The following is an 8,526-nucleotide window of genomic DNA, read 5'->3' as shown; positions in this document are numbered from 1 at the left end:
TACGACCACTTCGCCGACCTGCGCGACAAGATGGTCACCCCGCAAGCCTACGGCCGCCCGCACGGAGCCGGTCGGCGGCCGCCCTCCGCAGTCGCGCTCACCCGTTCGGCGGGTCGTTAACAGCCGCGAAACATCGGGGTGATGACCGGGCAACACCGGCGGCATAACGTGGGCATCGAGCCGGTGAGCTCGACGAACGCCCGCCGGTGAGCAGTTCACCAGATGCGTTAAGGAGCCATCGAGGGTGTTCAAGAATCCAGACGAGGTCCTGCGCTTCATCTCCGACGAGGACGTGAAGTACATCGATGTCCGGTTCTGCGATCTGCCGGGCGTCATGCAGCACTTCACGGTCCCCGCCGCGGCCTTCGACCAGGACACCTTCACCGAAGGGCTGGCCTTCGACGGCTCCTCGGTCCGAGGTTTTCAGTCGATCCACGAGTCGGACATGTTGCTGCTGCCCGACCCGTACACCGCCCGCGTCGACCCGTACCGCGCGGAGAAGACGCTGATCCTGAACTTCTTCGTGCACGACCCGTTCACGCTGGAGCCCTACAGCCGCGACCCGCGCAACATCGCGCGCAAGGCCGAGCAGTACCTGGCCGAGTCCGGCATCGCCGACACCGCGTTCTTCGGCGCCGAGGCCGAGTTCTACATCTTCGACTCGGTGAAGTTCGGCGAAGGCCCGAACAAGACCTTCGCCGAGGTCGACTCCGTCGAGGGCTGGTGGAACACCGGGCGCGACGAGGAAGGCGGCAACCGCGGCTACAAGACCCGCATGAAGGGCGGCTACTTCCCGGTCGCGCCGTACGACCACTTCGCGGACCTGCGCGACCGGATCTCCACCCAGCTGACCAACTCGGGCTTCACCGTCGAGCGGGCGCACCACGAGGTCGGCACCGGCGGCCAGGCCGAGATCAACTACAAGTTCAACACGATGCTGCACGCCGCGGACGACCTGCAGCTGTTCAAGTACATCGTGAAGAACACCACCTGGGAGGACGGCCGCACCGCGACGTTCATGCCCAAGCCGCTGTTCGGTGACAACGGCTCCGGGATGCACAGCCACATGTCGCTGTGGAAGGACGGCGCGCCGCTGTTCCACGACGAGGCCGGCTACGCCGGGCTCTCGGACACCGCGCGGTACTACATCGGCGGCATCCTGCACCACGCGCCGAGCCTGCTGGCGTTCACCAACCCGACGATCAACTCGTACCACCGGCTGGTGCCGGGCTACGAGGCGCCGGTCAACCTGGTGTACTCGCAGCGCAACCGCTCCGCCTGCATGCGCATCCCGATCACCGGCAACAACCCGAAGGCCAAGCGCGTCGAGTTCCGCTGCCCGGACCCGTCCGGCAACCCGTACCTGGCGTTCGCGGCGATGATGATGGCCGGGCTGGACGGCATCAAGAACAAGATCGAGCCCGCCGAGCCCATCGACAAGGACCTCTACGAGCTGCCGCCCGAGGAGGCCAAGGGCGTCCCGCAGGTGCCGGACAACCTGGCGCAGGTCATCGACAACCTCGAGGCCGACCACGAGTACCTGCTCGAAGGCGGTGTGTTCACCCCGGACCTGATCGAGACCTGGATCTCGCTGAAGCGCGAGACCGAGATCGACCCGATCCGGCTGCGTCCGCACCCGCACGAGTTCGCGCTCTACTTCGACGTGTGATCGAACCACCGCTGCCGCGGGCCGGGAGGGACCGAGTCCTTCCCGGCCCGTTTCGCGTTCCGGGCCTCGCGGCTCGTCTGCGGGCTTCCCCGCTCACGTGCCGTTCCACGGCACCGGCTGGCCGCCCGCCGATCCGGGGCGGAAGCGGAACAGCGCGCCCGCGTACGGGTCCGCCACCAGCGCGCGTTCGTCGTAGCCGGAACACGCCGAGGTCACGTACATCTCGTCCAGCCGCCGCCCGCCGAACGCCAAGCCGGTGATGCGCCGCGTCGGTGCCCACAGCACGGTCTCCAGATCACCGCTCGACGCGTAGCGGTGAATGCGCCCGCTGCCGCGCATGGCGACCCAGACGCCGCCCGCGCTGTCCATCGCCAGCCCGTCCGGATGGCCTTCGGACTCGGCGCACACCACCCAGCGGCGGCCCCGGCCTGCCCGGCCGCCTTCCACGTCGTAGTCGAACGCCCAGATCACGCGGGCGACCGTGTCGACGACGTACATCGTCGTCCCGCTCGGGCTCCAGCCGATGCCGCCGGAGCGGGTGAGCCCGTCGACGAGGACTCTGGCTCGGGTGCCGTCCAGCACGTACAGCGCGCTGCGCTTGGCCTCCCGGCTGTGCGTGAGCGTGCCCGCCACGAATCTGCCCGCCGGATCGCAGGCGCCTGCGCTCATCCGGTCGCCCGCCTGCACGCCCGCGATGGGTTCCAGCGCCGCCCGGCCCGGGAACAACCGGGCGAACCCGCGATCGGCGGCCGCGATGAGCTGGCCGTTGCGGGTGGCGGCCAGCGCCGTGACGACTCCCGGCAGGACTTGCACCTCGTCCACCTCGGAATCCCGGTGGTAGGTGTGCAGTTCTCTGCGCAGGACGTCCACCCAGTACAGGCAATTCAACGTGGGCATCCACAGCGGGCCGGCGCCGGAAAGCGCCTGCCGATCGACGAGTAATTCGAAGTCCTCGGACACCATGCACTCCTATTCGGACCGCGCGGCCGCCGGTTCGTGCGCGCGCCCTTTCGCGGTGCGCAGCAGGTTACCGCCAGGATAGCGGCGAGCAGACCTCCGAACGGGCAGTATTCGCGGAAAACCCGCGGTGATTGCCAATCGCCGGGAGCATTGGACTTTCGCGGTGGTCTCCACGGAGCAACCGATTCGCCACTTTCCCGCGCGCCGGCCGCCGAGCGGCGGTCTGCAGTGCGCATACCACGAACCGGACCGGCGGCCCGCCGGTTCGGCGAAATTCGTCGGCGCCGGGCGTGCGCAGCGTTGTGCAAAACGCACAACAATGCATTTGCACGTGCAGCAAGGGCATCGGCCGCGTGAATTGCGGAGCCTTCGCACCGCGGACGAATTCAGCCGCGGCTGCGGCGACACCCGCTGAGAATAATCGCGAATATGCGGCGAACCGCTGCCGAACGGGCGGCGCGGCAGCCGAAATCCAGAACCGGCGAGACTCGCCGAACAGACCGCCACCGGAAACACCGGCACCGAGCACGGCGAAAGCCGCACAACTGCCCATTGTGGACGCGAATATCGGGCAGCGACCCGTTCGCACGGTGAATCGACCCCCAGCGCAGATCTCCCGGTCGGTCGGCGACAGCGCGACCAACCGGGAGATCATCGCCCGACCGGAGGCCTGCGGAGATCAGCCGCGCGGCATCGACCGCGAAACTCCGGCGGCCTGCCGCGCAACCGGAGCTCAGCCGACGGTGAGCACGAGCTTGCCCCGCACGTGCCCTTCCTCCAGCAGCTCGTGCGCCTTAACGGCCTGCTCCAGCGGGAAGGTCTGCTGCAGGTCCACCCGCAGCCGCCCGGTGTCGACCAGCTCGCCGAGCCAATTGAGCTGACTCGTGTCCGGGCGCACGAACACGTAACGCCCGCCCTGGTTCAGCACCTCGGTGTCCACGACCGAACCGTGCCGCGCCGGGTCGCGCACCAGCCGCGGCGAAACCTCCAGGGCCGCACCGCCGATGAAGTCCACCGCGGCGTCGACGGTTCCGTCCCCGCCGACCAGCTCGGCGACCCGCTCGGGAAGCCCCTCGCCGTAGGTCACCGGCTCGGCGCCGAGTTCACGCAGGTAGTCGTGGTTGCGTTCGGACGCGGTACCGAGCACGCGAGCCGCACCCAGTGCCTGTGCGATCTGCACGGCCAAGTGCCCGACGCCGCCGGACGCGGCGTGCACCAGCACGGTGTCGCCTTCACCCACCTCGACCGCGTTGAGCAGTTGCAACGCCGTCAGCCCGGCCAGCGGAAGCCCGGCAGCCTGCTCGAAGGACTGCGCGCGGGACTTGCGCGCCAGCGCACGCTCCGGCACCGCGACCAGCTCGGCGTAGGTGCCGTTCTGCACGTGGTCCTCGCGGGCGTAGGCGACGACCTCGTCACCGACTTGGTAGCCCGTCACGGCAGGGCCGACCGCTTTGACCACACCGGCCACGTCCCAACCGGGGATCAACGGCGTGTGATGCGGCAGCACGCCCTGCAGATAGCCGCGGCGGATCTTCCAGTCGACCGGGTTCACCCCGGCCGCACGCACCTGCACCAGCACGAAATCGGGGCCCACCAGCGGGTCGGGAAGCTCTTGCACGGACAGCACGTCGGGGTCACCGAACTCGGTGAGCGAAACAGCCTTCATACCTCGTCCAACGACAGTTGATCAGTCGGCATTCCGGCCCACGGACTACCCCTCGGGCAGCAGCGGCACACCGGGCTCAGTCCTCGTAGAACACCCGCTCCACGACGGCACGGGCGTGCCGGGTGACCCGCAGGTAGTCGTCGAGCACTTCACCGGTGTCCACGCTCGCCGGGTAGCCCAGCGCCGCCGCCAACGCGGCCAGTTCCCTGGCCTGCTTGGGAAGCTGGTCCCCGGGTTTGCCGCGCACCAGCATCACCGCGTTGCGCGAGCGCATCGCCAGCGTCCACGCTTCGATCAGCTGCTCCGCGTCGTCCCCGGACAGCACCCCGGCCTTCACCGCAGCCGCGATTCCGTCCACAGTGGAAGTCGTGCGCAGCTCCGGGTGCTGGTGGGCGTGCCGCAGCTGCAACAGCTGCACCGTCCACTCCACGTCGGCGAGGCCGCCGCGGCCGAGTTTGGTGTGCGTGGCCGGATCCGCCCCGCGCGGCAATCGCTCCGAATCCACCCGGGCCTTGATCCGGCGGATTTCCCGGACCTTCGCATCGTCCAGGCCGCCCTCCGGATAGCGGATCCGGTCGATCGCGCCGCAGAACGCCTCGCCGAGTTGCGGATCGCCGGCCACCGGCCGAGCGCGCAGCAGCGCTTGCGCCTCCCAAGCCTGTGCCCAGCGCCGGTAGTAGGTCAGGTAGGAATCCAACGTCCGCACCAGCGCGCCGCTGCGCCCCTCCGGACGCAGGTCGATGTCCACCTCCAGCGGCGGGTCCTGGCTGGGTGCGCCCAGCAGCCGCCGCACGTGCTCCACGACCGCGGTCGCGAACCGCACCGCGGTCGTGTCCTGCACACCCTCGACCGGTTCGCACACGAACATCACGTCCGCGTCCGAGCCGTACCCGAGTTCGGCACCGCCCAGCCGCCCCATGCCGATCACCGCGATCCGCGCGGGCACTGTCTGCCACTCCGCGCGTCCTCCGATCTCGCGGATGGAGGTGTCCAGCGCGGCTTCCAGCACCGCGACCCACACGCTGGACAAGGCCCGGAAGACATCGGTCGGCGGCATCAGCCCTAGCAGGTCAGCGCACGCGATGCGTAGCAGCTCGTGCCTGCGCAGCGAGCGCGCCGCGGAGACCGCTCGCTCCGGTTCGGCATGCCGCCCGACCGCACTGCGCAGCGAAACCGCGACCGCCTTCGGATCGCGCTCGGCCAGCGCCGGGGTGTCCGAAAGCAGCCGCAGCACCTCCGGCGCGCGCACCAGCAGCTCCGGCACCAGCTTGGACGTGCCCAGCAGCAGCGCGAGCCGTTCCACGACCACGCCCTCATCCCGCAGCAGCCGCAGATACCAGGGCGTTTCGGCCAGCGCCTCGGACACCTTCCGGTATGCCAGCAGACCACCGTCCGGATCCGGGGTCCCCGCGAGCAGGTCCAGCAACATCGGCAGCAGCGCACCCTGGATGTGCGCCCGGCGGGAAACCCCAGCGGTCAACGCCTCGATGTGCCGCAGCGCCCCTTCCGGCGAGGTGTAGCCGAGCGCGGCCAGCCGTTGCACTGCCGCGCCGGTGGTCAGCCGCAGCATGTCCGTCGGGACCTTCGCCACCGCCTCCAGCAGCGGGCGGTAGAACAGCTTCTCGTGCAGTCGGCGGACCCGGTTGCTGTGCCTGCGGTACTCGGCGACCAGGACGTCACCGGCACTGCGCCTGCCGCTGGAGCGCAACCCCGCCGAGCGCGCGAGGAAGTGCAGCTCGTCCTTGTCGTCCATCGCCGGGAACAGGTGCGTGCGCCGGAGCCTGCGCAACTGCAACCGGTGCTCCAACGTGCGCAGGAAGCCGTAGGACTCGACGAGGTCAGCCGCGTCGGCGCGGGCCACGTAGCCGCCCTCGCCAAGATCGCGCAAGGCTTCCACGGTGATCGGACTGCGCAGGTCCTCGTCGCTGCGCCCGTGCACCATCTGCAGCAGCTGCACGGCGAACTCGACATCGCGCAAACCACCGGGTCCCAGTTTGAGTTCGCGCTCGGACAACTCCGCGGGAACGTGGTCCTCCACCCGCCGGCGCATCGAGCGAACGTCCGCGACGAAGTCTTCGCGCTCGGCGGCGGTCCACACGAACGGCCGCACCGCCTCGAGATAGCGCCTGCCGAGGTCGGCATCGCCTGCCACCGGGCGGGCTTTCAGCAGCGCCTGGAACTCCCAGGTCCGCGCCCAGCGCCGGTAGTAGTTCACGTGACCGTCGAGCGTGCGCACCAGCGCACCCGCCTTGCCCTCCGGCCGAAGTGCCGCATCGACTTCGAAGAACGCCGATCCGGCCACCCGCATCATCATGCTCGCGAGCTTGCCCGCGCCCGCCAGGTCGGCTTCGGATTCGGCCACGAACACCACGTCGACGTCGCTGACGTAGTTCAGCTCGTGCCCACCGGTCTTGCCCATCGCGATCACGGCGAGGCGCTCCGCGGCGTCGCTGCCTTCTCCTCCGGCGAGTTCGGCCTCGGCGACCACCAGCGCCGCCCGCAACGCGGCCACTGCGACATCCGACAACGACGCGGCGACCTGCTCGAACGCGGCCGACTCGAGCTCCGGTTCCACGGCGCCCGCCAGGTCTCGCGCAGCGATTTCCAGCAACAGCCCGCGATAGCCGGCTCCCAGAGCGATGACCGCGTCCCGGCCGGTCAGCGTGCTGTCGCCGAACCGGACCGGCGCGAGGAGTTCCGCAGTGCACGCCTCCACTTCGCGTGCCGCTGTATTGGCGGAACTGCGCAGCCGCCGCCAATCCTCCGGGTGCGCGACGAGGTGATCGGCGAACGCCGCCGACGTTCCGAGCACGCCGAGCAATCCACCGCGCAGCCGCACGTCGGACGCGAGTTCGTCGCCGAGCTGCGCCCACTCGGATTCGGCGGCTTCTCGGAAGCGGTCGATCGAATGCAGCGCCAAGTCCGGATCAGCCGCGCGGGACAGCGCCGCGACGGCTCGCTCGTAGGTTGCGACCGGCCCGGAGTCCGTCCACCAGCCGATCGCGCGCAGCTGCTCTTCGGCCCGGACGGCATCGCTGAAGCCGTACCGAGCCGGGGATGGAGCCGAACCGGACCGGGACGAGCTGCCGTTGCTCATACTTCGCACCGTAGCCCGACCCGGCGAAAAGCAGGCACCCGACCGACTCGAAGATCACGCCAACGGCAACGACCGGGTCGGATTGCGCTGCTCCGGCGGAGCCGCGGCCAATTGCACGAACCGCTCGGCCACCGGCGCCCAGCTTTCCGCGAGATCATCGTGGAACGCCGCCAAGTGCTCCGGATCCAACTGCCCCGCACGCGCGCGCTCGGCAGCTTCCGGCATCCGCCGCGCCCAGTCCAGCACGGTATCGGGCTCGGTCTCGATGTGGAATTGAAAGCCGTAAGCGCACGGGCCGACCCGGAACGCCTGGTTGTCCGAACTCGGCGAAGACGCCAGCAACTGCGCGGACGGCGGCAACCGCACAACCTCGTCGTTGTGGAACTGCAGGACGTCCGGCGTCAACGGCAAGTCACCGAGCAACGAGTCGTCGGCGGCCGCGTCGCGTTTCGCGACCAGCAAGGTCCCGACCTCCGCACCGTCCCGCCGCGCCGCGACCCGTCCACCGGTGGCCACCGCGAGCAGTTGCGCCCCGAGGCAGATTCCCAACACCGCGGTCCGCCGACTCACAGCCGAGCTAAGCAGAGCACGAACGTCCGCCAACCACGGATGATCCGGGTCGTCGAGGGCACCCATCTCGCCGCCGAGCACGACCAGCCCCTGGTACTGCTCGAGTTCCTCTGCCGCCGGGATCCGCGGCGGCCGCACCACGTCGAGTTCGGCCCCGGCATCTTCGAGCCATTTGCCGAGCCGCCCGACGGGGTCGATCTCCGAGGGCTGCACGACCAGCAAACGCACGCGCTCCATGCCGCGACACTACGAGATCAGCAACCCGCCCGGTAGAACGACCTCGAAGGCCCCGAAAACCACCTCGGTGGCTGTGGTTTCTCGGCCGCGGACAGCAGAAGGCCCCGGAACCGTGGTTCCGGGGCCTTCCCCATTTACGAGTATTGTCGGCGGTGTCCTACTCTCCCCCACCCACACACGTGCAGGACCATCGGCGCTGGAGGGCTTAGCTTCCGGGTTCGGAATGGGACCGGGCGTACCCCGCTCCGCTATACCCACCGACAAACCAACACACACCCAAACCCCTTACGGGTGTGCTCACCAAAGGTGAAACCTATTCAACTATGC

General features: G+C 69.3%; 5 protein-coding genes and 1 rRNA gene. 1 reads left to right on the top strand and 5 read right to left on the bottom strand.

The window, feature by feature from the left end; all coding sequences use genetic code 11:
* Nucleotides 1–244 precede the first annotated feature (244 nt).
* Entirely contained in the window at nucleotides 245–1,669 is a 1,425-nt protein-coding gene (gene glnA, locus IJH84_RS27575; protein ID WP_295150788.1) for a type I glutamate--ammonia ligase, read from the top strand.
* A 93-nt stretch (nucleotides 1,670–1,762) separates the two neighbouring features.
* Here glnA and IJH84_RS27570 read toward each other — a convergent pair whose 3' ends face one another.
* The 5 genes from IJH84_RS27570 to rrf form a co-directional block, all read right to left on the bottom strand.
* The gene (locus tag IJH84_RS27570) at nucleotides 1,763–2,629 is read right to left on the bottom strand and encodes an SMP-30/gluconolactonase/LRE family protein (protein ID WP_200071178.1); all 867 of its coding nucleotides are present in this window, start codon (nucleotides 2,627–2,629) and stop codon (nucleotides 1,763–1,765) included.
* A gap of 733 nt (nucleotides 2,630–3,362) precedes the next feature.
* Entirely contained in the window at nucleotides 3,363–4,295 is a 933-nt protein-coding gene (locus IJH84_RS27565; protein ID WP_200071177.1) for an NADP-dependent oxidoreductase, read from the bottom strand.
* A 76-nt stretch (nucleotides 4,296–4,371) separates the two neighbouring features.
* Nucleotides 4,372–7,392, bottom strand: a complete 3,021-nt coding sequence (locus tag IJH84_RS27560) for a bifunctional [glutamine synthetase] adenylyltransferase/[glutamine synthetase]-adenylyl-L-tyrosine phosphorylase (RefSeq protein WP_295150783.1) — start codon at nucleotides 7,390–7,392, stop codon at nucleotides 4,372–4,374.
* A 54-nt stretch (nucleotides 7,393–7,446) separates the two neighbouring features.
* Nucleotides 7,447–8,199: a type 1 glutamine amidotransferase gene (locus IJH84_RS27555; RefSeq protein WP_295150781.1), complete on the bottom strand. Its 753-nt coding sequence runs from the start codon at nucleotides 8,197–8,199 to the stop codon at nucleotides 7,447–7,449.
* 144 nt (nucleotides 8,200–8,343) lie between these two features.
* A 5S ribosomal RNA gene (gene rrf / locus IJH84_RS27550) occupies nucleotides 8,344–8,461 on the bottom strand.
* Between the last annotated feature and the right edge of the window lie 65 nt (nucleotides 8,462–8,526).

Source organism: Saccharopolyspora sp., assembly GCF_017434145.1.
Lineage (GTDB): Bacteria > Actinomycetota > Actinomycetes > Mycobacteriales > Pseudonocardiaceae > Saccharopolyspora_C > Saccharopolyspora_C galaxeae.
The sequence above is the reverse complement of the archived record's forward strand: the minus strand, read 5'-3'. Positions and strand labels throughout refer to the sequence as shown.